The organism is Pseudovibrio sp. Ad46 (genome assembly GCF_001623065.1).
GTDB lineage: Bacteria > Pseudomonadota > Alphaproteobacteria > Rhizobiales > Stappiaceae > Pseudovibrio.
In genome coordinates this window covers 56,176-78,580 of record NZ_LMCG01000001.1, presented here as the reverse complement: position 1 = coordinate 78,580, position 22,405 = coordinate 56,176, and the positions used below count along the sequence as shown (strand labels likewise).

At 52.5% G+C, this 22,405-nt stretch carries 24 protein-coding genes and 1 tRNA gene; 11 read left to right on the top strand and 14 right to left on the bottom strand.

Annotated elements, in window-relative coordinates:
* Window positions 1-144: 144 nt before the first annotated feature.
* On the bottom strand, window positions 145-1,008 hold the full coding sequence (locus PsAD46_RS00385; protein ID WP_084404293.1) for a DUF3108 domain-containing protein: 864 nt from the start codon (window positions 1,006-1,008) through the stop codon (window positions 145-147).
* Between the two features lie 339 nt (window positions 1,009-1,347).
* Between PsAD46_RS00385 and rpmB the strand changes: the two genes are divergently transcribed.
* Both rpmB and PsAD46_RS00375 read left to right on the top strand, forming a co-directional pair.
* Window positions 1,348-1,635 (top strand): 50S ribosomal protein L28, encoded by a 288-nt coding sequence (rpmB, locus tag PsAD46_RS00380; RefSeq protein ID WP_057463517.1) that lies wholly within the window; start codon window positions 1,348-1,350, stop codon window positions 1,633-1,635.
* A gap of 69 nt (window positions 1,636-1,704) precedes the next feature.
* Window positions 1,705-2,307 (top strand): VUT family protein, encoded by a 603-nt coding sequence (locus tag PsAD46_RS00375; RefSeq protein ID WP_057463516.1) that lies wholly within the window; start codon window positions 1,705-1,707, stop codon window positions 2,305-2,307.
* 104 nt (window positions 2,308-2,411) lie between these two features.
* Here the strand turns inward: PsAD46_RS00375 and PsAD46_RS00370 are convergent, their stop codons facing one another.
* From PsAD46_RS00370 to PsAD46_RS00355, 4 genes are all read right to left on the bottom strand, one after another.
* On the bottom strand, window positions 2,412-3,533 hold the full coding sequence (locus PsAD46_RS00370; RefSeq protein WP_063305923.1) for an esterase-like activity of phytase family protein: 1,122 nt from the start codon (window positions 3,531-3,533) through the stop codon (window positions 2,412-2,414).
* Entirely contained in the window at window positions 3,530-5,419 is a 1,890-nt protein-coding gene (gene cobT / locus PsAD46_RS00365) for a cobaltochelatase subunit CobT (protein ID WP_057463514.1), read from the bottom strand. Before cobT ends, PsAD46_RS00370 begins: the two co-directional genes overlap by 4 nt.
* 10 nt (window positions 5,420-5,429) lie before the next feature.
* Window positions 5,430-6,416 carry a cobaltochelatase subunit CobS gene (gene cobS / locus PsAD46_RS00360; RefSeq protein WP_063286074.1) on the bottom strand — a complete coding sequence of 329 codons (987 nt, stop codon included), beginning with the start codon at window positions 6,414-6,416 and terminating at the stop codon, window positions 5,430-5,432.
* Between the two features lie 85 nt (window positions 6,417-6,501).
* On the bottom strand, window positions 6,502-7,122 hold the full coding sequence (locus tag PsAD46_RS00355; protein ID WP_057463512.1) for a DnaJ domain-containing protein: 621 nt from the start codon (window positions 7,120-7,122) through the stop codon (window positions 6,502-6,504).
* A gap of 131 nt (window positions 7,123-7,253) precedes the next feature.
* Here PsAD46_RS00355 and PsAD46_RS00350 point away from each other — a divergent pair, with 131 nt between their 5' ends.
* Window positions 7,254-7,517 carry a BolA family protein gene (locus PsAD46_RS00350; RefSeq protein ID WP_057463511.1) on the top strand — a complete coding sequence of 88 codons (264 nt, stop codon included), beginning with the start codon at window positions 7,254-7,256 and terminating at the stop codon, window positions 7,515-7,517.
* Between the two features lie 182 nt (window positions 7,518-7,699).
* Here PsAD46_RS00350 and PsAD46_RS00345 read toward each other — a convergent pair whose 3' ends face one another.
* The 3 genes from PsAD46_RS00345 to PsAD46_RS00335 are packed head-to-tail and all read right to left on the bottom strand — an operon-like array spanning window position 7,700 to window position 10,739.
* Complete coding sequence (locus tag PsAD46_RS00345; RefSeq protein WP_057463510.1) at window positions 7,700-8,998, bottom strand: HlyC/CorC family transporter; 1,299 nt, start codon at window positions 8,996-8,998, stop codon at window positions 7,700-7,702.
* Entirely contained in the window at window positions 8,995-10,119 is a 1,125-nt protein-coding gene (aroB, locus tag PsAD46_RS00340) for a 3-dehydroquinate synthase (protein WP_063286073.1), read from the bottom strand. Before aroB ends, PsAD46_RS00345 begins: the two co-directional genes overlap by 4 nt.
* On the bottom strand, window positions 10,116-10,739 hold the full coding sequence (locus PsAD46_RS00335; RefSeq protein WP_057463564.1) for a shikimate kinase: 624 nt from the start codon (window positions 10,737-10,739) through the stop codon (window positions 10,116-10,118). Before PsAD46_RS00335 ends, aroB begins: the two co-directional genes overlap by 4 nt.
* Before the next feature lie 299 nt (window positions 10,740-11,038).
* Here PsAD46_RS00335 and PsAD46_RS28030 point away from each other — a divergent pair, with 299 nt between their 5' ends.
* Window positions 11,039-11,179, top strand: coding sequence for a hypothetical protein (locus tag PsAD46_RS28030; RefSeq protein WP_167550253.1), 141 nt, complete (start codon window positions 11,039-11,041; stop codon window positions 11,177-11,179).
* Between the two features lie 7 nt (window positions 11,180-11,186).
* Window positions 11,187-12,110 carry a site-specific tyrosine recombinase XerD gene (locus PsAD46_RS00330; RefSeq protein WP_057463508.1) on the top strand — a complete coding sequence of 308 codons (924 nt, stop codon included), beginning with the start codon at window positions 11,187-11,189 and terminating at the stop codon, window positions 12,108-12,110.
* A gap of 70 nt (window positions 12,111-12,180) precedes the next feature.
* On the opposite strand, the gene PsAD46_RS00325 is transcribed toward PsAD46_RS00330, so the two are convergent.
* Window positions 12,181-12,265, bottom strand: a tRNA-Leu gene (locus tag PsAD46_RS00325).
* 263 nt (window positions 12,266-12,528) lie between these two features.
* Between PsAD46_RS00325 and PsAD46_RS00320 the strand changes: the two genes are divergently transcribed.
* Both PsAD46_RS00320 and PsAD46_RS00315 read left to right on the top strand, forming a co-directional pair.
* The gene (locus PsAD46_RS00320; protein WP_063305922.1) at window positions 12,529-13,107 is read left to right on the top strand and encodes a VTT domain-containing protein; all 579 of its coding nucleotides are present in this window, start codon (window positions 12,529-12,531) and stop codon (window positions 13,105-13,107) included.
* Window positions 13,108-13,220: 113 nt separating this feature from the next.
* Window positions 13,221-13,748 carry a disulfide bond formation protein B gene (locus PsAD46_RS00315; RefSeq protein ID WP_063291163.1) on the top strand — a complete coding sequence of 176 codons (528 nt, stop codon included), beginning with the start codon at window positions 13,221-13,223 and terminating at the stop codon, window positions 13,746-13,748.
* A gap of 86 nt (window positions 13,749-13,834) precedes the next feature.
* On the opposite strand, the gene ppa is transcribed toward PsAD46_RS00315, so the two are convergent.
* Complete coding sequence (gene ppa, locus PsAD46_RS00310; protein ID WP_057463505.1) at window positions 13,835-14,371, bottom strand: inorganic diphosphatase; 537 nt, start codon at window positions 14,369-14,371, stop codon at window positions 13,835-13,837.
* Between the two features lie 135 nt (window positions 14,372-14,506).
* On the opposite strand from ppa, the gene PsAD46_RS00305 reads away from it, so the two are divergent.
* The 3 genes from PsAD46_RS00305 (at window position 14,507) to PsAD46_RS00295 (ending at window position 17,314) form a co-directional block, all read left to right on the top strand.
* Complete coding sequence (locus tag PsAD46_RS00305; RefSeq protein WP_063305921.1) at window positions 14,507-15,103, top strand: hypothetical protein; 597 nt, start codon at window positions 14,507-14,509, stop codon at window positions 15,101-15,103.
* A gap of 471 nt (window positions 15,104-15,574) precedes the next feature.
* Window positions 15,575-15,979, top strand: a complete 405-nt coding sequence (locus PsAD46_RS00300; RefSeq protein ID WP_057463503.1) for a DUF2794 domain-containing protein — start codon at window positions 15,575-15,577, stop codon at window positions 15,977-15,979.
* A 99-nt stretch (window positions 15,980-16,078) separates the two neighbouring features.
* Window positions 16,079-17,314 carry an MFS transporter gene (locus PsAD46_RS00295; protein WP_063305920.1) on the top strand — a complete coding sequence of 412 codons (1,236 nt, stop codon included), beginning with the start codon at window positions 16,079-16,081 and terminating at the stop codon, window positions 17,312-17,314.
* A 101-nt stretch (window positions 17,315-17,415) separates the two neighbouring features.
* Here the strand turns inward: PsAD46_RS00295 and PsAD46_RS00290 are convergent, their stop codons facing one another.
* The 4 genes from PsAD46_RS00290 to PsAD46_RS00275 form a co-directional block, all read right to left on the bottom strand.
* Window positions 17,416-18,528 (bottom strand): cystathionine gamma-lyase, encoded by a 1,113-nt coding sequence (locus PsAD46_RS00290; protein ID WP_063305919.1) that lies wholly within the window; start codon window positions 18,526-18,528, stop codon window positions 17,416-17,418.
* 231 nt (window positions 18,529-18,759) lie between these two features.
* Window positions 18,760-20,040: an MFS transporter gene (locus PsAD46_RS00285; RefSeq protein WP_063286066.1), complete on the bottom strand. Its 1,281-nt coding sequence runs from the start codon at window positions 20,038-20,040 to the stop codon at window positions 18,760-18,762.
* A 109-nt stretch (window positions 20,041-20,149) separates the two neighbouring features.
* Window positions 20,150-21,007: a CPBP family intramembrane glutamic endopeptidase gene (locus tag PsAD46_RS00280; RefSeq protein WP_063305918.1), complete on the bottom strand. Its 858-nt coding sequence runs from the start codon at window positions 21,005-21,007 to the stop codon at window positions 20,150-20,152.
* 183 nt (window positions 21,008-21,190) lie between these two features.
* Window positions 21,191-21,559, bottom strand: coding sequence for a group 1 truncated hemoglobin (locus tag PsAD46_RS00275; RefSeq protein ID WP_063286064.1), 369 nt, complete (start codon window positions 21,557-21,559; stop codon window positions 21,191-21,193).
* A 371-nt stretch (window positions 21,560-21,930) separates the two neighbouring features.
* On the opposite strand from PsAD46_RS00275, the gene PsAD46_RS00270 reads away from it, so the two are divergent.
* Window positions 21,931-22,401, top strand: a complete 471-nt coding sequence (locus PsAD46_RS00270; RefSeq protein ID WP_063305917.1) for a DM13 domain-containing protein — start codon at window positions 21,931-21,933, stop codon at window positions 22,399-22,401.
* Window positions 22,402-22,405 lie beyond the last annotated feature (4 nt).

Sequence of the window (22,405 nt, the reverse complement as noted above, 5' to 3'; positions counted from 1 at the left end):
GACCCGCCGACTAAAAGGCGTTGGACCGCGCTATAATTTTGGCGCGACACTGGCGACAGCTGGGTCATCTGTCAAGGCTTTGCATCACAAATGTGGGTGTTTGAACCCCTTCAGACAAGAAGGTTTGGGATTAAAGTGCAAATCCTATCTGGAAGCTGTTTTTTTGCGAAGTCCTGACGTTTGCGGCATATTGAGTTCTGCTGCTTCCAGAACAAGTGTACCTGTCGATGTCGGAATGGAGACCTTGTAAGGAATAAGAATACGGGTGTTTCCGATCGGTGCGAGCCATGTCTCAATGTTTGCGTTTTTGGCCAGATACTGAACAGCCTTTTTCTCTGGACGATGTCCCGCAACAGGCTCCCAGCGTGCGGTACAGACGACAACCGGACCGTTGTAGCCTTTGCCTGAGACTTCACGCACTTCTTTGAACTTCATATTGATATTGAAGCGCGCCCAACCATCATAAATTGGCAGTTTGCGATTACATACTGATGGATCAAGCACTTTTGAGCGGGACGGTGCGCGTACAATCGCTGCACTTAACGGGTCCATCGCATTGAGCTTGTGCTTGCCAGTGACCTTAACGCGTGTCTTGGACGGTTTGTATTTTGGAGTGACCTGGGTTGTACGGACATGGCCAGATCCCTGACCTAGATTGACATAGAAATCTCGGTTGGATGCACGAGAGGCCATGGTGTAAGTGCTTGGAAGGACTTTTGCGCCTTTCATCCACCCGGTCGCGTGTGCGCCGCCTTTGCCTGTGGAGAAGAGGGTTCCAATGCCAGCTGGCTCCATACCCACTTTTGCGGAATAGGCGTTTTCTCTGAGGATAAGCGATAAGGAGCCTTTTGCCACAGTGAAGCCTGCATAAGAAATATTGTAGACACCGCCTAGGCGCTCTGTTTTCCCCAGCGCAGCTGTGGATAGTGTGCTAAATGAAAGTGCTGCGACGGCTATTACGCTCGATTTGCCAAGAAAATTGCAAACCTTAGAAACTGTTACTCGCACGATACTGTACCTCCGCAGCCGCAGACATTCGCGCCTGACAGCCTGAGAACTCAGGAAACTGAACAAAAAATTCAAACTCATTGAAATATGAAACTACCTAAACATGGTAACACGGTGGTTAAGAGATGTGAGTTTGTTCGAGTTTTGATTGAAAAATGGGCTTCGAACAGGCAAATAGGCAGCAAAGCCTTGACGAATTCTGCTGTACTAATTATAGCAAGCCAACTTTTCCGTACAGGGCCGGAGGTGGTTCCGCGTGACCGTGGTGTCCGCGACCTGCCGGTTTTAACAGAATGCGCCCAAAAATGAGGGCGCCTACAAATTAAAAGGGTGACCCTCATGGCACGCCGCTGCGAACTTACCGGTAAAGACGTGATGACCGGCAACAACGTGTCTCACGCAAAAAACAGGAGCCGTCGTCGGTTCTTGCCAAACCTTTGCAATGTTTCCCTGATGAGTGAAACTCTCGGCGAAACTTACAAACTGCGTATCTCTGCACACGCTCTGCGTTCTGTTGAGCACCGCGGTGGTTTGGACGCATTCTTGGCGAAAGCAGTTGAAGCTGAGCTTTCTCCTAAAGCGCGTTTGCTGAAGACCGAAATCAAGCGTCGTCAGGCAGCTGCTTAATCACATCATTCTTGAAAGGGATTGAACGTGACTAAGTCGAATACTGCTCGACCACTGGCTCTTGCCATTATGGCAATGACCACAGTGGTCGTTGCTTCGAATTACCTTGTTCAATTCCCTGTTCAGGGAATGTTCGGGGCTGTTAATCTAGCAGACCTGCTTACTTGGGGTGCATTCACTTATCCAGTGGCATTCCTTGTAACTGATTTGATTAACCGACAGTTTGGTCCTGCTGCTGCACGCAAAGTTGTGTACGCTGGCTTTGCTGTTGCAGTTGCTCTTTCTATTGTTTTGGCAACACCACGTATCGCAATTGCGTCAGGAAGTGCATTCCTGATTGCTCAGTTGCTGGACGTGACTGTGTTCCATCGTCTTCGTGATGGTCGTTGGTGGAAGGCGCCTGTCGTCTCTTCTACACTCGGCACCATGCTCGATACTGCGCTGTTCTTTAGCCTTGCTTTTGCTACACAGTTTGCGTTCTTGGGTTATCACGATGCGTTTGCGGTAGAAGTTGCACCATTGTTTGGTGTGTTTGCTCTGGAAGTTCCTCGTTGGGTTTCCTGGGCGATTGGTGACTTCAGCGTAAAGATCATCGTCGCGATGAGCATGCTTGTTCCATACCGCATCGCATTGGGAGTAATCGGCGCGGTACCTGCTTCGCAGCGCGGATAAGCTGTTCGTTTGAAAAGAATTTTAAAAGGCATCGGATTTGGTTCCGGTGCCTTTTTTTGTTTTTGGGATTGAATGTCGGTGCAGTTCACAAAGATAGTCGTCGTTTACCGAGGCTTCGGTTTTGGCGCTGGGACGATCTTTGCCTCTTTGGGCGCACGAACGAATGGCTCTCTGAAAGGTTCGTTGTCCGTCAGGATGAAGCGCAGCAGCAAGGTGCGCTGTAGGAATGAGCGGTTATCATCTGACATGAGGGACAGGACTGTCTCTCCAAAAGCGTTCATGTGAACGCTCAGAGCTTCCATATTATCAATCTGATAACTGAAATCAGCGGTCAGGAGCGTTTTGCCTGTATGGAGATGATCTGGTCGCAGGTTGGAGCCATCCAGCTGCCTGATGCGCATCCCAAGGCCTTCTGAGAGGTTGAATAAACGCTCCAGGATCAAGAGATCGCCATTGGGAAGGAAGGCAGCATCCGTAACATCGTAGTTGCCTTGTTTTCCTATCCAGAACTTCCCCGGTCGCGGGCCACCGATGATCCACGCTGGTCTGTTGTGCTTCAGAGACTTCCCGCGTTCGGCAATAGTTATGATAGCGCCGGAGAGTGGAGAATTGGGAGGGGCGACGGCAACAGATTCAAGGCTCTTGTTCTTTGCCAAACCTCGGATCTCTTTGGGGATCAGAAGGTGCTTAGCGCGTTCTTCGCCTGTTTTCAGGTTAAGCGGGTATGTCATGATCCCGCCTTTTCCTTCATGGCTGACGAAAATGCGAGGTGTGTTGGCTGAGCCGCCAATGCTCAGACCTTCTGTGTCGGCCCTGTAGGTGCGTTTGAGCTTTCTGCCCTTGCTATCCAGCAGGGTTGCGGTTTCTGCGCCCAGCAGCTTGAGAGGCTTTCCTCGGCTGGTCTGGGATAGTTCGCCGCGCAGCCAATGGCCGCGATCTGAGATAGCAATGATGCCTGAGCCACTGTTGAGCGTCAGCAAGCCGGAATAGCCGCCGAAGCGACCGTTTGAGCTGCTGAGTTCAAGGCCACCAAGAAACATGAGGGGGCCGTATTGCTCTGCTCGGGTACCAGAGAACTTGAAGCGGTTGATTTCCTTGGAGCGGACTTTCATTGGCTGAAAGCCGCTCTGCTGTGCGGTGCTCTCGCTGAAAGGCAAAGAAGCAGCGACTGCGGTTGTTACCGCTGCCGCTGCTCCTGTTAGCAAAATGCGTCGTGTTAATTTCATCGGCGTCCGTGACGTCTACCGCGATCCTGACCGCTGTTTTCATCAAACAAATCAGCAAGCTGATCAGTCATCGCGCCAGCCAGTTCTTCGGCATCTACAATTGTTACCGCACGTTTATAGTAGCGGGTCACATCGTGGCCGATACCGATTGCGATCAACTCGACCGGAGATCTGTTTTCAATCTCAGCAATCACGCTGCGCAGGTGTTTCTCCAGATAGTTGCCTGGGTTCACTGAAAGCGTGCAGTCATCTACTGGTGCGCCATCGGAGATCATCATCAGGATGCGACGACGTTCCGGACGTGCAAGCAAACGCTTGTGTGCCCAGTCTAAAGCCTCTCCGTCGATGTTTTCCTTTAGCAGGCCTTCGCGCATCATCAGGCCGAGATTGCGTTTGGCGCGGCGCCAAGGGGCATCTGCGGATTTGTAGATGATGTGGCGCAGATCGTTCAGGCGTCCCGGATTAGACGGTTTGCCATCCTTGAGCCAAGCTTCACGAGATTGGCCGCCTTTCCACGCTTTGGTGGTAAATCCGAGGATCTCCACCTTCACGCCGCAACGCTCAAGTGTACGTGCCAGAATGTCGGCACATGTGGCTGCCACGGTGATCGGACGACCGCGCATAGAGCCGGAATTGTCGATCACCAGAGTGACTACGGTATCGCGGAACTCGGTGTCGTTTTCCCATTTGAACGCAAGCGGCTGTAGTGGATCTATGACTACGCGATGGAGGCGGGCACTGTCGATAATGCCTTCTTCCAAATCAAAATCCCATGACCGGCTCTGCTGCGCCATCAGTTTACGCTGCAGGCGGTTGGCTAGTCGGGACACCGCACCAGACAGAGAGGCCAGCTGCTTATCGAGGAAGCCGCGGAGACGATCCAGCTCTTCCTGATCGCAGAGGTCTTCTGCTGCAATGATCTCGTCGAAAGCTTGTGTGAAGATGTGATAGGCATCAGCAGACGGCTGATTGCTGAAGGGATGGTCCCGGCGTTCCTGTTCGCCCGGCTCTTCAGCCTGATCGGACATATCCTCTTCGGACATATCCTGCATCTCGCTGTCGACGCCTTCGGTTTCGCCGCTTTCCTGCTCTTCGCCGGAAAGTTCCATCTCTTCAGGAGCGCCTTCTTGCTCACCCTGATCTTCCTGCATGTCACCAGAGTTATCAGAGCGATCATCCTGGTCCTGCTGGCTTTCGTCGTTGTTCTCGTCGTCGTCCTCTGGTTCTTCTCCCAGCTCATCAGCCATATCGAGAGAGGTGAGAAGATCACGCATCTGCTTGGCGAACGCGATCTGGTCATCCATGCGGGTGACGAGTTTGTTCAGATCATGATCAGCTTTTTCTTCAACGAAAGGTCTCCAGAGGTCCACCATGCGCTGTGCGCTTTTGGGGATCTCGCGGCCCGTCAGACGTTCGCGTACCAACAAAGCGATGGCATCCTGCATCGGAGCTTCGTCTTTGGTGGTGACTTCTGCGAAGTTAGCTTTGAAGTAACGATCCTCAAGCATGGCGTCGATGTTGTCGCCAGCGCCCGGCATACGGACAGCACCAAGGGCTTCAACGCGGGCTTGTTCGACCGAGTTGAAGATAGCGCGTGCGTTTTCGCCTTGAGGAATGTGCTTGGTGTGAACAGCTGGATCATGACAAGCAAGGCGCAGAGCCATGGAGTCACCCAAACCGCGGGTAACGGCGACTTCTTCCTTTGTCATCGTGCGGGAAGGTTCCGGCAGACGGATGCGTCCGCTGGTCATTCCCGGTTTATCCGGTGAAAAAACAACCTCCAGCTCAGGCTCGCCTGCGATGGCTCTGACTGTAGAGCCCATCGCTTGCTTGAATGGCTGGCTGGCAGGTTTGTTCTTGGCTGAGGAGTTGCTGGTACCTGCCATGTAACTCCCCTTAACTCATGACGATGTTTGCCGCTGATTCAGGAAGATCTTCCCCGAAACAACGCTGGTAGAACTCAGAAACCAGCGCTTGCTCGGTATCGTCACACTTGTTCAGGAAGGTCAGGCGGAATGAGAAACCGATATCGCCAAAGATTTCAGCGTTTTCTGACCATGTGATCACTGTACGTGGGCTCATCACAGTGGAGAGCTCGCCGTTCATGAAAGCGCTACGGGTCATGTCTGCAACACGAACCATCTTGGAAACGATAGAGCGACCTTCTGCACCACTGTAGTGTGGAGACTTCGCCAGAACGATCTCAACTTCGTTGTCGTGAGGCAGATAGTTTAGCGTGGTCACGATAGACCAGCGGTCCATCTGGCCCTGGTTGATCTGCTGCGTACCATGGTAGAGGCCGGATGTATCACCAAGACCGACGGTGTTCGCGGTTGCGAACAGGCGGAATGCCGGATGTGGATTGATCACGCGGTTCTGATCGAGGAGGGTCAAGCGCCCGGAAACCTCAAGAACACGCTGGATCACGAACATCACGTCTGGACGGCCTGCGTCGTACTCATCGAAGACAAGCGCGACATTGTTTTGAAGGGCCCAAGGAAGGATGCCGTCCTTGAACTCGGTGACGGTGTGACCGTCCTTCACAACGATTGCGTCTTTACCAACAAGGTCGATACGAGAGATGTGGCTGTCGAGGTTTACGCGCACACAAGGCCAGTTCAGGCGGGCTGCGACTTGCTCGATATGAGTCGATTTACCAGTACCGTGGTAGCCGGAGACCATCACACGGCGGTTCTTTGCAAAACCTGCCAAGATTGCGAGAGTTGTTGCGCGATCAAACAGATAGTCTGGATCGATATCAGGAACATGTTCGTTTGCTTCAGCGAAGGCTTGTACTTCCATGTCGCTGTCGATGCCAAATGTCTCACGTACAGAAATTGTTTCGGTCGGCAGGGTTTGAGCGGTTTGCATCGTATCTATCATTTTTCCTCCGCGGCCCCACGTCGAAATCGGGGTAATGAAAATCTAAAAAATTCTAAGAGATCCGGGAACTGGTCAAACGTATGACCTAGCAATAACCGGATTTCTTGAGCACGTTGTAGGCCTGAATAATCTCGCGCAAGCGGTCTTCCGAAGAGCGGTCGCCACCATTGGCATCAGGGTGATGAATCTTTACCAGCTCTTTATAGCGAGTTTTTATCTCGGCGCCACGGGCGGTTACCCGAAGGTTCAATGTTTCAAATGACCTTTTCTCAAGTGCCAGTACCTTACGTTGCGGTTCCTGAGGTTGGCTGCGTGCTCCGGTGGCGCCAGCGAAGATGTTGTGCGGGTCGTTTACGTCTTCGCCACCGATGTTTGTACGGCTTCCATCGCGGGCATTCGCGGCGTCTGCCTGCGAGTTTACGCCCATTTTCCAGGTGGGGCGATGTCCTGTCATGCTATCGCGCTGGTAGCTGCGAACACTGTCATCGTCCATGCCGGAAAAATAATTATACGATTTGTTGTAGGCCTTTACGTGGTCTACGCAAAAATGAAAGTACTGGCCTTCCCGATCGCGACCTTTCGGTGCTTTATGGGTGCCGGGCTGGTCGCAACCGTCCCATTCGCACTTTGGGCCTTTTGAGCTTGTTGTGCGTTCTTTGCCGGGTTTTACGCGAATGCTGTCGAAAATGGAGGATGCTTGCTTCATTTTTCGGTTTTCAGTTGCCTTGCGATTGGGTTAGCACCTGCCATAAAGCAGGTAGCCGACATAAATAGAAAAAAGTGACCCTGTTAGGCAAGGCCTTGACGACGGTTTCCTACGTGAGAGATATAGAAAACATGAGCACAAGAGACATCATGATCACTAAACTGGAAGCCGCGTTTAAGCCGCAGCTTCTTGAAGTCACCGACGAATCCGAGAGCCACCGCGGTCACGGCGGCTGGCGCGAGGGTGGACAAACCCACTTCCGGATCAAGATCATATCCACAGCCTTTGAGGGTATGTCCCGCGTCGCTATGCATCGTGCAGTAAACGAATGCGTGGCTGAAGAGATCGCCGGAGGCATTCACGCGCTTGCCATTGAAGCCAAATCTCACACGTAATTGGTTCTTACAGTAATTGGTACATTGGCACAGCTAAATCAATGCGGCAAATGGCTAGTACGTTGCAGGCGCTCGTGTTTTACCCGTTTGCGTTGTTATGTGCGTTGATTTGAGCGTTTTACGATAATTTTGCGTTCTTTAAGGGACTGCAGAAAAGGAAATGGGCCCGGCTGGGCCCATTTTTATTTGCTGGCTTTTTTCGCATCCTGAAGCGGGCTGAGCGCCATCATGCGCAAGCGCGTGATGCGGTTCTTTTCCCGGCTCAGGACCGTGAAGCGGAATCCGTGGAAGGTGAAGATCTGTCGTTCCTCGGGGATCATTTTTGCTTCGTGAATAACGAGACCGGCGATGGTTGTCGCTTCGTCGTCTGGCAGGTTCCAATCAGTCGCTCTGTTGAGGTCGCGAATCGGTACGGAGCCTTCGACGATCACGGAACCGTCTGCCTGTGGTTTGAGGCCGGGCAGTTCGATGTCGTGTTCGTCTGCAATCTCACCGACGATCTCTTCCAGAATGTCTTCCAGCGTGACGAGACCCATCACTTCGCCGTACTCGTCTACCACGAGAGCGAAATGGGTTTTGCGCTTCAGGAAGGCGTTGAGCTGGTTCTGAAGGCTGGTGGTGTCCGGTACGAACCAAAGCGGGCTCATAACCTTATCCAGCTCGAACTTCTCCATATCGCCTTTGAGGTTTGCGATTGCACGCAGAACATCCTTGGCGTGGAGCAGGCCGACCATATTGTCGGGATCATCACGCCATAGCGGAATACGGGTGAACGGGCTGGCCAACACTTCTTCCACCAGCTCTTCCGGTGGCAGGTCGGCATTGAGTGCGAACAGCTTGGTGCGATGAACCATCACGTCAGACACTTCAAGCTCAACCAGATCCAGCAGGCCGCCAATACGGTCTTTATCCGCTTTGATCAGGCCGCCTTCTTTATGCTGAAGGTCCAGAGTGCCGCGCAGCTCTTCGTGTGCTGACAGGACGGCTGTGGAGTCATCAATGCGAATGCCGAAGATGCGCAGGACGAGGCGTACAATTACCTCGATGGCGGCAACGATCGGTCCAAAGACAATCACCAGTACGCGAACAACAGGTGCAACGCTGAGTGCGAATTTTTCTGCGTTTGCGATCGCCCATGTTTTTGGCAGCACTTCAGAGAAGATCAGGACCAGAAGAGTCATGACCAGTGTTGCGTAGGCGACGCCTGCGTCTCCGAAGAGCTTCAGGAACAAGGATGTTGCGAGTGCAGAGGCCAGAATGTTGACAAGGTTATTGCCGAGCAGCAGTGCGCCGATGAGGCGCTCTCTGAACTCGATCAGTCTTGCAACAATTAGCGCTCTTTTATTACCGGATTTGACCAGCGCATGCATACGGGCGCGTGATGCTGCTGTCAGGGCAGTCTCCGACCCGGAAAAAAAGCCCGAAAGAACGAGCAAAATTACAATAGCGACAACGGAAGCCCAGAAAGCGTAGTCCGTCATTTGCCGAGTTTCTCCTCAAGAAACGCGCGGAGGGGTTCCGCGCTTACAGTTTTATCGACATAGGAAGTGCCGATGCCTTTTGTAAGGATAAAAGTGAGCTGACCACGACTTACTTTTTTGTCCTGTGCAATCAAGTCCATAAAAGTGCCGATTGGTGGCAGCTGGCCGGGGATCTGATCAATACGCGTTGGCAGGCCGACGGCTTCCAAATGCGTGATAACACGTTTGGTGTCTTCCGCCGGGCACAGGCCAAGCTGCTCAGAAAATTCATGGGCCAATACCATGCCGATGGAAACGCCTTCTCCGTGCACCAGTCGTTCAGTCTCATAGGCAACAGCACCTTCCAGCGAATGGCCGAAGGTGTGACCGAGATTGAGCAGTGCGCGGTTGCCGGATTCCAGCTCGTCTGCAGCAACAACAGCTGCTTTGGCGCGACAGGAATGGGCGACTGCGTGTTCTCGTTCAGGCCCGCCAGCGAAGATACCTTCCCAATTGGCTTCCAGCCATTCGAAGAAGTCCGGATCATTGATCAGGCCGTATTTGGCAACTTCTGCATAGCCAGCGCGGAAGTCACGCGGGCTGAGCGTATCCAGAACGGATGTATCTGCCAGTACCAAGGCAGGCTGATGGAACACACCGAGCAGGTTTTTGCCATGGCGGGAGTTGATGCCGGTTTTGCCGCCGACAGAACTGTCGACCTGAGCGAGTAGGGTGGTTGGGATCTGAACGAACTTCATGCCACGGCGAACGACACCAGAAACGAAACCGGAGAGATCACCAACAACGCCGCCACCTAAGGCAACAACAGCATCGCCGCGCTCGAGGCGCAGGGCGAGGATATCATCGCAGAGGCGCTCGAAGATTTCGAAGCGTTTGGTTTTTTCGCCTGCTGGCACAACAAGTGTGCTGAACTCAACACCTGCGGACTGGAAGCTTTCTTCCAGTGCCTTCAAATGGAGTTTCTTGACGGTCTCATCTGTGATGATGACTGTTTTGGCACCTGGGAGGCGGGTGGAGACTTCTTCTCCAGCGCGTTTGATCAGGTTGCGGCCAATGAGGATTGGATAGCTACGGTCGCCCAGATCGACATTGACGAGCGTGGCGTTATTTTCTTCTGTCACTTTCCAACCTCGTTATTTTCAGATGCCTCATCAGAGAGAGGCGGTAGTCCTTTTTCCAGAGCGATCAGGATTTCTTCCATAACTGCTTCATGGGTCACATCACGCGACCAGATTGCCATGTCCGCTTCTTCATAGATCGGATAGCGCTCATCCATCAGCTTTTGCATGGTTGCCTCAGGATCCGCAGTCTGCAGCAATGGCCGGGTAGGGCGCTTGCGCACGCGGGTCATGATGACAGACAGCTCAGCCTTCATCCAGATGGAGATGCCCTTTTCCTTGATGCGGGAGCGTGTCTCTTCATTGATGAAGGCACCGCCACCTGTTGCGAGGACTTGTGGTCCTTCGTCCAACAGGCGTGCAATGACACGCTTTTCACCTTGCCGGAAATAGCTTTCACCGTGTTCAGCGAATATCTCTGAGATAGAACGATCTGCTGCTTTTTCAATCTCTGAGTCTGCATCAATAAAATTGAGAGCGAGATATTGAGCCAAACGGCGACCTACTGTGGATTTGCCACAGCCCATAATGCCAACAAGTACAATTGGCTTAGTGCCGAGGCGCTTCAAAATATCTTGCTGTCGTTGACGTTTTTTGTCTGACTTTGTGTCGTTTGCAGTCACGCCACGCCCTCGCCGATTCATCTACTCTTACTTACGCTTTGACATTATCACACCTTGTCCTGTCAAGGTTCTAGACCAAGAGTGTTTGCCAGCATTTAACTGCTAATTTTCTACAGAAACCGTAGGTGCCCCTTCACAGGCCTGGAGGATATCGCAAAATACGCGGTACACTGGGTGCCTTCGGGTTGAACCTTCACAGTGAAACGGTCTATTTTTGATTGTGAAGTATACTGCTACACCCCACCATCTGCGGGTGATTTAGGGGTATCCAGATTTATACGGGAGCATCCGGTTCTGCCATGCCAACATTGATGCGATTGCTGTCTATCATAGGTTTGATCGTTACTGGCGCTGTGCTGAGCATGTATCTGCTTGTCAGCTACGTTGAGCCGGAGCCACGCGAAATTATCGTCGAAATCCAAAAGGAAGGCTTCGAATAGGCTTTTTATGCGTCGAACTCTTGAGACTGAACGCTTTTTTGAAATGTTAAGCGTTGAGCGCGTCAGTGCGTTCAATACGTTGGAAAGCTACCGAACTGACCTGGAAGATTTTGATAGTTTCCTGAGTACGCAAGGTGTGGATCTGCTTGCTGTGCAGGTTACAGATGTCCGTGCCTATCTCTCTGACCTTACTGACCGCGGGTTTGCGGCCTCCTCTCAGGCACGGCGACTTTCGGCTCTTCGGCAGTTCTACCAGTTCTGTTATGCCGAGGATATTCGTGATGATGATCCAACCCGAACCGTTGCTTCTCCGCGTAAAGCCTCAACTCTTCCCGGTGTGTTGAGTGAGGAAGAGGTGGATCGGCTGATCGGCAAGGCAGAACAATTGGCTACTATCACGCATGATAGTGATGCAAAGCAGATCAGAGCTGCGCGTGTCTACACATTGCTGGAGGTGCTTTATGCGACGGGTCTGCGTGTTTCCGAACTTGTTTCCCTGCCAGTGTCAGCGGCTATTCGTGACAGCCGTCTTATCACCGTGAAAGGGAAGGGCGGTAAGGAACGGGCTGTTCCACTGTCTCCCCGCTCACAGAAGGCCATGGTTGAGTATGTGCGGCTGCGTGCATCTTTAGGGGCTTATGCGGACAGTGTTTGGCTGTTTCCCTCTCACGGCGAGAGCGGGCACTTTACGCGTCAGGCGTTTGGGCGAGACTTGAAGGCGCTTGCGTTGGAAGCGGATATTGACCGCAACAAGGTTTCTCCGCACGTGCTCCGCCACGCCTTCGCCTCGCACCTGTTGCAAAATGGCGCTGACCTGCGTGTGGTGCAGCAGCTGCTGGGGCATGCGGACATCTCAACAACACAGATTTATACCCACGTGCTGGAAGAGCGCCTGCAGAAGCTGGTAGAAGACCATCACCCGCTGGCGTGAGCTTCGCAGATAGCTCAAGACGCACGTGTAGCCTTGGATGAAAGCGCTTAAATTTTGGGGAAGAGAAGAGTGGTGCCCCCGGCCAGACTCGAACTGGCACTTCCGAAGAAACCGGATTTTGAATCCGGCGCGTCTACCAGTTCCGCCACGGGGGCAACGGTTGGTAAGGGCGGAATATATCGAGATGGGGTGCGACGTCAATATTTTGATTCAGCTAACCACAGCATTTGTCAGCCTATGCTTATATATATTTACGGGGGATAAGGGGGGTGAGGTCATATTTCCGGCCATAATCCTGTGATTGCTGCTGATGATTGAGGTAGGACTCCAGCGTGGGGCTGTTATTGAATGTTACCGCATTGCGAAATGAACCATATTCTTCGCTTGAATGAATGATTGTTTGGAGCATCGCTGACTTATGTTGCGTCGCCTTTATGACTGGACACTTTCCCTTGCTGCGGGACCACGTGCACCCCATGCGCTGAGCGCTGTCGCCTTTGTGGAAAGCTCTGTCTTTCCGCTTCCGCCTGACCTGCTTCTCATCCCGATGTGTGTGAGCAAACGTCAGCGATCCTGGTTTTATGCTGCGCTGTGTACTGTGGCTTCTGTTCTGGGTGGTTTGCTGGGGTATCTCATTGGTGCCGTCTTGTTTGAGGAAGTGGCGAAACCAATCCTCGCGTTTTACGGTTACATGGATAAGTTTGACCAGTTTAAGCAAATCTTTGAGGACTGGGGCTGGTGGTTTGTGTTTATCGCTGGTTTGACGCCATTTCCGTACAAAGTAATAACTATTGCGAGTGGTGTTTTTGCTCTGAATCTCCCAGTATTCATTGCGGCGAGCATCGTCTCCCGTGGAATTCGGTTTTTTGCGGTCGCAGGGCTTTTGTACCTGTTTGGACCAGTAATTCGGGATTTCATCGAAAAGCGGCTGGGGCTGGTGTTCACTGTGTTTGTGGTGCTGCTGGTTGGTGGTTTCGCTCTGATCAAGTTTCTTTAAAGCGGCTGTCGTTTCTTTGAGAATGGGACAGTTGCTTTAATCTGTTTTGTGGCGCGTGTTCTTTGGAGTGCTGGTTTGGAGCCTCGGGAATGCGCAGGAGAGGTTAACTGGAAATGCTAGGACGCTTTTTTGCGCTGCTTCTGAAAGATCCGCTCACCTCTGGTGCTGCGCTGGTGACACTGGGTAGTGCCACAGCGTTGGCGACCGCGTGGGGTTTTGAGCTTATTGGTGGTTTTAAGCCATGCCCACTGTGTCTCATTCAGCGTAATCCGTACTACGCTGGTCTGGTGCTGGGTATTCTGGCGCTGATCTTTACCCGGACCGAGAAGCTGCGCTGGGTTTCTGTGCTGGCACTGCTGGGTGCGGCTGGTGGTTTTCTGTATGGCGGCGGTGTTGGCATCTATCAGGCTGGCGCAGAGTGGGAACTCTGGCTTGGGCCGAATGATTGTGCCGCTGGTGGCAGCATGGAGCTGGGATCTGCTTCCAACATGCTGCAGAGCCTTGCGACCACTAAAGTTGTGAGCTGCTCTGTTGCACAGTTCCGCATCTTTGGTCTGTCGTTTGCCGGATTGAATGCGATTTATGCGAGTGTGATGGTGTTTATTACGTTGTGCGGTCTGGTGCTTCCCCGCAAGAGCTGAGGTTTCAGCGCTTTGTTTTGATATGAAAAAAGCCCGGGGCTCTACGCAGCTCCGGGCTTTTTTGTGTCAGTCACAAAGAGAGGGGTTTAGCCTTCTTCTTTGTTGTAGCGCTCGATGCTTTCTACGATCAGACGCTTAGCTTCGTCCGCACCATGAATGCCGGTGATCTTTACCCATTTGTTTGGCTCAAGATCTTTGTAGTGCTCGAAGAAGTGCTCAATCTGCTTGATGGTGATTTCAGGCAGGTCTTCGATGTTGTGTACGGATTCGTAACGACGGGTCAGCTTGCTGCTTGGGACAGCGATGATTTTCTCATCCTGACCGGACTCGTCTTCCATGACCAGAACGCCGATCGGACGGCAGCTCATGACGGCGCCTGGAACGATTGGGCGCTGGTTCACAACAACTACGTCGATTGGGTCGCCATCACCGCACAGGGTGTGTGGAACGAAGCCGTAGTTGCCCGGGTAACGCATAGGGGTGTAGAGGAAGCGATCGACGTACATTGCGCCGGATTCTTTTTCCATCTCGTATTTGATCGGCTCACCGCCAACTGGAACTTCAATAATGACATTGACGTCCTCAGGTGGGTTCTTACCGACAGGAATACGATCGATACGCATTTATGTATACTCCAATTTCATTTGCTGCCTGTATTACAGGGGCATCGGCCTGTTGCAAGATATATTTCGCAGTCGAGCTTGCGTAATTCGTTCAAGTAATTCCTGACGAATAACTCTGGGATAAGTGGGTGCTTAATGTTGAAGAATTTTCAGTTCCTCATTGTTGCCATGACCGGAATTTTTGTTTGCACCACCGCTTTGGCCGAGAGTGTTTATTCCACGCTGGATTTAAACGAGACATGTGAGCTTCAAGACACCCCCGAAAATGCAGTGGGCTCTGCTGTGTGGATGTGTCAGGGGTATAACGGTATCCCCGTTTACGTGGCTGAGGGTGATTTGCGGTTCTTCGTCAGTTATGGCGAGCAGGCGCGCGATGAACCTGCGGCGACACAAGGTCTGAGTCCGTGGAACCGGCTTGGCTCCACTATTGAGTGGGTGCTGGAAGGTGGTGAGCCTGTGGCGACCATTCTGCGGTGGCATACGGACATTCCAGCGGATGTTGCGGGGGATGATAAAGCGGATGCGGACGGGTTTTATCGTGGGCAGGTGCTGGTGATCACTCAGCTGGGGCAGGGTAAGACTTGTCACGTCGGTTACGTGGATGCCCGTGCGACCAAGAATGCCAATAAGCTGGCGCGGGATGCTGCGGGGCTTTTGGCTGGAATATGGGATTGTACCAGCCAGCCGAAACTACTTGGAGGTGGTGGCCTGTCCCTTGGTCTCACTGATTAAGAGCCAACGGTTTATCGCAGCGATAAGTTGTAGGGGGAAGCGGTTCGGTTCTCCTTCAGCACTGTGACGAGTGGGTCAACGGGGGGTAGGGGTGAGAGTCTTCACCACAGCTCCACAGAACCGAACCTGCTTGGGCAACAACGATAATTTGGCTGGCATTCGTGGCTCCTCAATGACCCAATTGGGGCGAAATAGAGAAACTACTGTGACAATTTTAGCGTGTACTCTTAATTCTCACGGGGTCCTTTGCCGGGCAGCAAAAGGAGGTTCCCTTGCGTTCTTTCAGGCTTTGCCGCAGGATGGGCGGATTATGTGGTAAAATGGGGTTGCCGATGGCTTAGCGTGCGTCGCGGATTTTCAAATTCACGCTGCGTGCTCAACCAGATTGCCTCGGCGCATTCGCGATGCGAGAGCCGATATTCTGCTTTCTCCGGGATGCCCAACCACAGGATCTGAACGCAGGAGGCCTTCATGAGTGAAGGGGATGATATTGCAATAGTGTCCGGGAGCGTTCGCTCTCTTGATGGTGGCGCCAACAGCGCAGCCGTTCAACAAAAACCGAACCTCCCGAAACCGATAGTTGCTTTTCATCGAACGGAACTCGATCAGATCCTCAGGCTGTACGGACGCATGGTTGCCAGCGGCGAGTGGCGTGATTACGCCATCGGCCATGGCACAGACAAAGCGATCTTTGCCATTTTCCGCCGTGCCAGCGAAATGCCGCTCTACCGTATTGAAAAAGACCCCAAGCTTGCCCGTAAACAAGGCGCCTACTGCGTCGTTGGCACCGGCGGCATGATCCTCAAACGCGGCCACGACCTAGCCAACGTGCTGAAGGTGCTTGAAAAGAAGAAGCACCTGCGCGTGGTGGAGTGAGTTGGCGGACGGTTGGTCCGCTGCTGGATAGCTCTGGTGAGTATCTGATGAATTTCAGAATGATGCTTTGCTGAATTGAAGCGCGAAAGGCGTGAAACGATGGGTTGGTCTCGAATTGCATTGCTTCTCCTTGTCCTTGTGGATGTTATGGGGCAAGGGCTGATTTTTCCGATCGTCAATAGCCTTGTGATGGTGCCTGGCAGCACCTTTGTTCCGCTTGGAGATTCTCTTGCAATCCGGGAGATTGATTTCAGCCTCTTGACCGGAGCGTTCTACATCAGCTGGTTTTTTGGTGGCGCCTATATCTCCAAGCTTTCAGATTACATCGGGCGCAAGAAGGCCATCCTTATTTGCCTGTTTGGTGCCTTGTTCGGATATGGGCTGGCAGTTGTTGCGCTGCTTTGGTCAAATCTGGCTTTGCTGGTGCTCGCGCGCGCAATTACCGGGTTCGCCGCAGGCAATCAGCCAATCGCACAAGCTGCTCTTGTTGATCTCAGCTGTACGGGCGCAGAAAGAAACCGGAATATGGGGTATGTGACAGCAGCCATTGCCATTGGCTTGATTGTTGGGCCGCTATTTGCGGGAGTGCTCAGTGATCCCTCCATCATGGGCAGTTATGCTTCGCTTGAACTGCCTTTTTATGCAGCGCTGGTGCTGATCCTGATCAACATTGTTCTGATCATTGTTTTCTTTGAGGAAACAAACCAGACACGCCGCAAGATAGATTTTGGCCTGTCAGAGGTTTTTCTCGTTCTTTGGCGGGCACATTCAAGGCCTACAATTTTGAAGCTGTGTGCTGTTTTCCTCTTTATAGAGGTCGGGCTGAGCGCCTTTTATATTTATCTCAATAACTACATGGTGTTGCGCTTTGGGTTCGATACGCTTCAAAACAGCATTCTCCTGATCATTTTTGGATCGGTTCTGGCTCTTGTAAGTGCGCTTCTGGTGGGGCCAATATCCCAACGATTTTCTAAGGTGGCGACGATTGCTGTGAGTGTGACTGTGATGGGAGTTGGGCTCCTGGCCTTTACGGTGAATGATGTGGCCTGGCTCTCCTATCTCCTGACAGTGCCAATCGTAGCGGCCTTTGCGCTTACCCTGCCTCTCATGTTTTCCTTGTTTTCTGCTGCTGTTGATGAGAGCGAACAAGGCTGGATCATGGGGATCACCATATCGAGCTCGACGGGAGCTCAGTTCCTGCTTGCTATTGCTGGTGCTTCTTTAATGACCGCTAACATTCATGGCGTGTTTATCGCGGGCATCGCCTGCTTTGCCATTGCGCTGGGGCTTATTTTCGTTCTGTGGCGCCAACCGGATATTCGAGCTTTGGATTAGGGATAGATGTTGGAATGGATTGAGAGGGAGGCGAGGATTGTGATGAGGATGGGGGAGACGGGCAGTCTGAGAAACTGCCCGTCGTGGATTGAATTCGTCTCTTAAGAGACCTGCTCCAGGGCTTCTGAGAAGGCCTGCCAGAGTTCCTCTACCGGCTCGCATCCCACAGATAAGCGGATGAAGGCAGGATCTACTGCGTCTCCCCATCGGGCGCGGCGTTCTGCTGAGCTATGAACGCCGCCAAATGAGGTGGCAGGGCGCAAGAGGGTGCATGAATTGATGAACTGTTCAGCCTGGGCTTCTGTTTCAAGCGTGAGGGAGATCAAGAACCCAAACCGTGTTTGTTGCGCTTTGGCCAATGCATGGGCTGGGTCCGTTTCCAAGCCCGGAAAACGAATAGACTTTACGGCTGGATGATTTGCAAAACGCTCTGCGAGCAGAGCTGCGGACGTACACATCCGATCATAGCGCACATCCAGCGTTTCGAGGCCTCGATGCAACAGCCATGCTTCTTGTGGGCCGGGGATGCAGCCGGAAAACTTTCGCCACTCTTCGACAGCTTTTAAAATCTCAGTGTTTCGGCTGGCGACATGACCCATAAGGGCGTCGGAATGGCCTGCCATGGATTTAGTGTCTGAGGAGACGACAAGGTCTACACCAAAATCTAATGGTCGCTGACCAAGCGGTGTCAGGGTTGTGTTGTCGCAAATCGTGATACCACCTGCGGCGCGTACAGCAGACGCAATTGCTGTTAGATCCAGCAGGTCGAGGCCCGGATTTGAAGGTGTTTCCAAGAACACAACGCTGAACCCATCAAAGCCGCCTGTGGTAAACTCAGCGGTGTCGCGCTCAACGACTTCAACGCCGAACTTAGCCAGAAACTGGCTGGAGAGGATGCGGGTTACATAATACCCGTCTGCTGGGACCAGCAGTCGATCACCGGCTTTAAGCGTTGCGAAGAGGGCTGCTGAAATTGCCGCCATTCCGGATGGAAAGCAAAGGCAAGGCGCTGCTTCGAGATGAGCGAGCGCATGTTCAAGCTGGGTCCATGTCGGGTTGCTGACACGACCATAGTTTGGAAAGTCCTCAGGTAATCCTGGAAGATGGTACATTGAGCTCTGCACCAAAGGTAACGCAATCGGTTCACCCTTAGACAGGTTCTGACCACGTAGATGCAGGAACTCGCCCATGTTTGGTGAAGTGCGTTGTGTCATGCGGAATCTCCCATTGGATCGTATCAGCGCGCGCTCCGCACTGAGATGTTGTTTATGCTGGCCTTTATGAGGGGGCTCAACGGTCATTACAGTGATGGTAATGTACGCGTAACGGAGATGTCTATCTTCCTATCAAATAGGAGAAAGTATCCTTTTGATGAGCAGCGTATTTTCAGCTTAACACATTACTTTTTGCATTAGAGGGCTCGCTTAAACACGAGGTGCTGAACGTTATGCCAAAGCGTTCTGCAGCCGTGTTGTAGCGATGAGTTTTGGCAGACGCCAGATGATTGGGAGGGAGATGAGGACTGCGATGAGGATGTAGTAGACGGGGGCGTAGTCTTTGCCGGTCTGGGTTACCAGATATGTGGCGACGATTGGGGTCGTGCCGCCGAAGAGGGCCATGCTTAGATTGTATCCGAGCGCGACAACGCTGCAGCGTAAGTGATCCGGCGCCATTAGGGTGAGGGCTGTGATGGAGAGCGCCCATCCGACTGTGCTTGTTAAGGTGAGACCGAACTGTCCAAGAAAAACGGATGTGATGTCCTCCTGGAGCATAAGCCACCAGCAAGGGCCCGCGAGGATGAAGGTTGCCAAAGCTCCAGCGAGAAAAGCTGGCCGCAACCCAAACCGGTCCGCAGCTAGTCCGCAAACCGGAATAAACAGAGCCATAACAATCAGGTTGAGTGTTGTGACATTGAGAGCCGTGGATGCGCCAAAGCCTGGCTCCGCGCTTAAATATGAGACCGCATAGACGTAAATTACAAAGTAAATCACAGCAGTTGGAATGAGCAGCAAAATCATTTGCCCGATCAAACCAGAATGATCCCGCAGGCTTTGCCAGACAGGTGATGAGTTATCTGCCGGGTCTTCGTCCAGCACTGTATCGGTGATGTTTCGCCTGATGACCGCGCTGAAGATTGCGACCAGCGTGCCGAAACCGAAAGCCAGACGCCATCCCCAATCCGCCATCTGTTCGGCTGAAAGAAGGAGGCTGATACCGGCTGGAACAGCCGAGCCGACGAGGCAGCCGGAGATCATTGCGCATGCAATCCATGCTCCCGTTAATGCCCGGCGTTCCGGCTCTGCTTGCTCCACCAGGAGGACACCGGAGGCGGTGTATTCTCCGGCGACAGCAATACCCTGAATGATCCTTACCAGAACCAGAAGTATGGCTGCGGCGATCCCAATCTGACCATATGTGGGTAGCAGGGCAATCGCGAGTGAACCTCCGCCCATCAACAGGACGGAGATCATCATGGCGGCCTTGCGGCCCACACGATCTCCAATATGACCAAAGATTACACTGCCGATAGGGCGCGCTGCATAGCCGACAGCCAGCACGGCGAATGCAGAAAGCAGTGAAGCCACTCTGTTTTCTAACGGGAAAAATTGGGTGGCAATTGTTGCCGTGAGAAAGCTGTAAACGGTGAAGTCATACCATTCCAGAACGTTTCCACTCGTCGCAGCGATGATTGAACGTGGTGTTAGCCTCGTTTGCGATCTGGACATTCAGCCACCCTTTGTTCCGAGAGCTCGAGGCCTTGAAGTGCGAGCACGTGACAGAGCAATGATTAGCAGCATTCTCTTACGGAAAAGGTATCGTGGGTGGTTGCCTGCCTTACTTCGCCAACATGGGGTAGGTGAAGAAGAAGATATGGGTGAGGTTGACGAGGAAGTGGACGCCTATGGCGGCTTCTACACGACCTGATTTCCAGAAGGTGGCGCCGTAGAACAGCCCGGCGACGAAGGCAAAGGCTGCGTAAGGCAGGCCGCCATCCAGATGGTAGTAGGCGAAGTGGAGTGAGGAGATTACGAGTGCCGCGGTGCCTGCCCAAAAGCTGCGCCCGAGCTTTTCCATCAGCTGGCCCATGATGAACTGGCGAAAGAAGACCTCTTCTGCCACGCAGGTGAACAGCAGGTTCGCAAAGATCCAGATTGGTAAGAAGGGCACCAGTTTCGGGTCGAACACCACTAGCCCTGCGGCGTAGGTTGCGCCGATCAGTACTGCCGCTGCCGGAATGAAGAACAGCAGTGTTATACGCAGGCTGCGGAGCCAATCTTTGGCTGTGCGGATGCGGGGGGCTGCGAAGAGAAACAGCAGGAAGCCCAAAGCTGCCTTATCGAAATTGAGGTAAAGCGAGTATGGCACAGCATCCGGGCTGGTTTTTGCACCAGACAGGACCTGAAGATTGTGAAAGCCGGGAGCTTCATGCGTCATCACCAGATGCCCTGCCAGCAACAGCTGACCAACCATCACATAATAAAGCCAGACAGGGTGCTTTTGCTGGAAGAGGACCGCACAGACCACAGCCCAGCTGAGAACGAGCAGGAGCCCGGTTGCATTCAGTACGCCTGCGGTGACTGCAAGAACCAGCGAGAGAGCGAATAAGGTGAGCGGCACCCATCGCTGTGTGATGAGCGGGACGCTTGCAATAGCTAACCCGAGACTAAGATAGGCACTCAATGAAAGCGGCATGATGAAACTTTGTGGGTGTCGCAATGGGCAGAAAAATGAACTCTCTGAAACTGTGAGGTAAAGCTGCCGCTAAGTCAAATGTGCAATGGTTGGGTTGCGCGTAAGGAAGCATCACCCGGCCTGAACTCAGCGGCCAGATACCGGGGGATGCGCGTTTAAATGCTCTGGAAAATAATCGGGGTGCTAAACCAGAATTTCCTCTTTCAGGCTGCTCACGAAACCAACGGTGTCGTTGAACTCAGCTTCTGGCAGGCTGAAAGCTTCCAGAGTGGCTTTCAGGTGGGCTAAAAATACGTCCCAATCTGCTTCGGTGATGCCCATGCCAGTGTGTGTGATCACCATGTCGCGGCCTGTGTAATACAAAGGTCCGCCGGCGCTGTTTGCCAGATAATCGATCAGGAGCTGCTTTTCTCTGGCAATCCCATCATCACCGCGGTTCTGCCAGAAGCGTCCAAGCAGCTCATCGCTCTGTAGGCGTGGGAGGAGGTTGTTGACGACTGCAGAAATCGCGTCATAGCCGCCGAGGCGTTCGTATAAAGTTTTTTCGCTCATAATTCAGACCTTTTGTCCTAGGGGGTTAAAGGGCTGAGGCTAAACAGCATTTAGGTAAATCTACTTGATGAATGTTAAGTCTGCATATTTCATGGATAAACAGGCTAAGGTCACTCATTTGGTTAGAGTAGATAGTATTAACCTATTGAAAATAAAGATGTTTTGTGTGTGAAAGAAGGGTGTTTTGAGGTGATATGAGCACCGATTAGGAAACAGTGGGCTCTTCACGCTATTTCGCAGTGTTTTGAGATTTTGGGATTGATTACAATGAGGTAGCTTTGTTGCCATCCTCATATGTGGTTGCTAGACACTTTGATGTGATCGCTTTTATGATCATAATGATTTTGACCTTGTAAACCGAGAGAACTCCTATGATCCGTTTTGTTGCATTGCTCGTTTCGCACACCATAGTGCTTGTTGTTGGCTTTGCGCTTGGGATCTACTTCCTGCCTATCCTGACTGCACCGGATTCTCCTGAGACCGCCGTACTGGAGCAGAAAGCTCAGAACGCGCAATATTCTGCGGAGTTTAACCGCGACCTGCGTGGCAGTGACTTCCTGCATTGGGGTGAGGGCAAGGTGAGTATCTCTCCAGAGATGATCGTTCATCAGGGGCGTCTCGCACCGGGTCCGGATTACAAGGTTTATCTGGTCCCTGAGTTCGTTGAGCATGAAGATGAGTTCCTACCAATCAAAGACAACTCGGTTCTGATCGGTGACGTCAAAACCTTCGACGGCTTCCTGCTGAATGTGCCTGAGGGCGTTGACATTGAGACCTACAACACCGTGCTGGTGTGGTGCGAAACCTTTGGTGAGTTTATCTCTGCTGCGAAGTATCGGTGAGACG

What these genes read in the sequence shown, in the direction of transcription:
- PsAD46_RS00280 (WP_063305918.1), bottom strand. Translation starts at nt 21,007, where the DNA reads ATGCCGCTTTCATTGAGTGCCTATCTTAGTCTCGGGTTAGCTATTGCA.
- rpmB (WP_057463517.1), top strand. Translation starts at nt 1,348, where the DNA reads ATGGCACGCCGCTGCGAACTTACCGGTAAAGACGTGATGACCGGCAAC.
- PsAD46_RS28030 (WP_167550253.1), top strand. Translation starts at nt 11,039, where the DNA reads ATGCCAACATTGATGCGATTGCTGTCTATCATAGGTTTGATCGTTACT.
- PsAD46_RS00300 (WP_057463503.1), top strand. Translation starts at nt 15,575, where the DNA reads ATGAGTGAAGGGGATGATATTGCAATAGTGTCCGGGAGCGTTCGCTCT.
- PsAD46_RS00370 (WP_063305923.1), bottom strand. Translation starts at nt 3,533, where the DNA reads ATGAAATTAACACGACGCATTTTGCTAACAGGAGCAGCGGCAGCGGTA.
- PsAD46_RS00345 (WP_057463510.1), bottom strand. Translation starts at nt 8,998, where the DNA reads ATGACGGACTACGCTTTCTGGGCTTCCGTTGTCGCTATTGTAATTTTG.
- cobS (WP_063286074.1), bottom strand. Translation starts at nt 6,416, where the DNA reads ATGATAGATACGATGCAAACCGCTCAAACCCTGCCGACCGAAACAATT.
- cobT (WP_057463514.1), bottom strand. Translation starts at nt 5,419, where the DNA reads ATGGCAGGTACCAGCAACTCCTCAGCCAAGAACAAACCTGCCAGCCAG.
- PsAD46_RS00320 (WP_063305922.1), top strand. Translation starts at nt 12,529, where the DNA reads ATGTTGCGTCGCCTTTATGACTGGACACTTTCCCTTGCTGCGGGACCA.
- PsAD46_RS00375 (WP_057463516.1), top strand. Translation starts at nt 1,705, where the DNA reads ATGGCAATGACCACAGTGGTCGTTGCTTCGAATTACCTTGTTCAATTC.
- PsAD46_RS00305 (WP_063305921.1), top strand. Translation starts at nt 14,507, where the DNA reads ATGTTGAAGAATTTTCAGTTCCTCATTGTTGCCATGACCGGAATTTTT.
- PsAD46_RS00275 (WP_063286064.1), bottom strand. Translation starts at nt 21,559, where the DNA reads ATGAGCGAAAAAACTTTATACGAACGCCTCGGCGGCTATGACGCGATT.
- PsAD46_RS00315 (WP_063291163.1), top strand. Translation starts at nt 13,221, where the DNA reads ATGCTAGGACGCTTTTTTGCGCTGCTTCTGAAAGATCCGCTCACCTCT.
- PsAD46_RS00285 (WP_063286066.1), bottom strand. Translation starts at nt 20,040, where the DNA reads ATGTCCAGATCGCAAACGAGGCTAACACCACGTTCAATCATCGCTGCG.
- PsAD46_RS00270 (WP_063305917.1), top strand. Translation starts at nt 21,931, where the DNA reads ATGATCCGTTTTGTTGCATTGCTCGTTTCGCACACCATAGTGCTTGTT.
- PsAD46_RS00295 (WP_063305920.1), top strand. Translation starts at nt 16,079, where the DNA reads ATGGGTTGGTCTCGAATTGCATTGCTTCTCCTTGTCCTTGTGGATGTT.
- ppa (WP_057463505.1), bottom strand. Translation starts at nt 14,371, where the DNA reads ATGCGTATCGATCGTATTCCTGTCGGTAAGAACCCACCTGAGGACGTC.
- PsAD46_RS00290 (WP_063305919.1), bottom strand. Translation starts at nt 18,528, where the DNA reads ATGACACAACGCACTTCACCAAACATGGGCGAGTTCCTGCATCTACGT.
- PsAD46_RS00355 (WP_057463512.1), bottom strand. Translation starts at nt 7,122, where the DNA reads ATGAAGCAAGCATCCTCCATTTTCGACAGCATTCGCGTAAAACCCGGC.
- PsAD46_RS00350 (WP_057463511.1), top strand. Translation starts at nt 7,254, where the DNA reads ATGAGCACAAGAGACATCATGATCACTAAACTGGAAGCCGCGTTTAAG.
- PsAD46_RS00330 (WP_057463508.1), top strand. Translation starts at nt 11,187, where the DNA reads ATGCGTCGAACTCTTGAGACTGAACGCTTTTTTGAAATGTTAAGCGTT.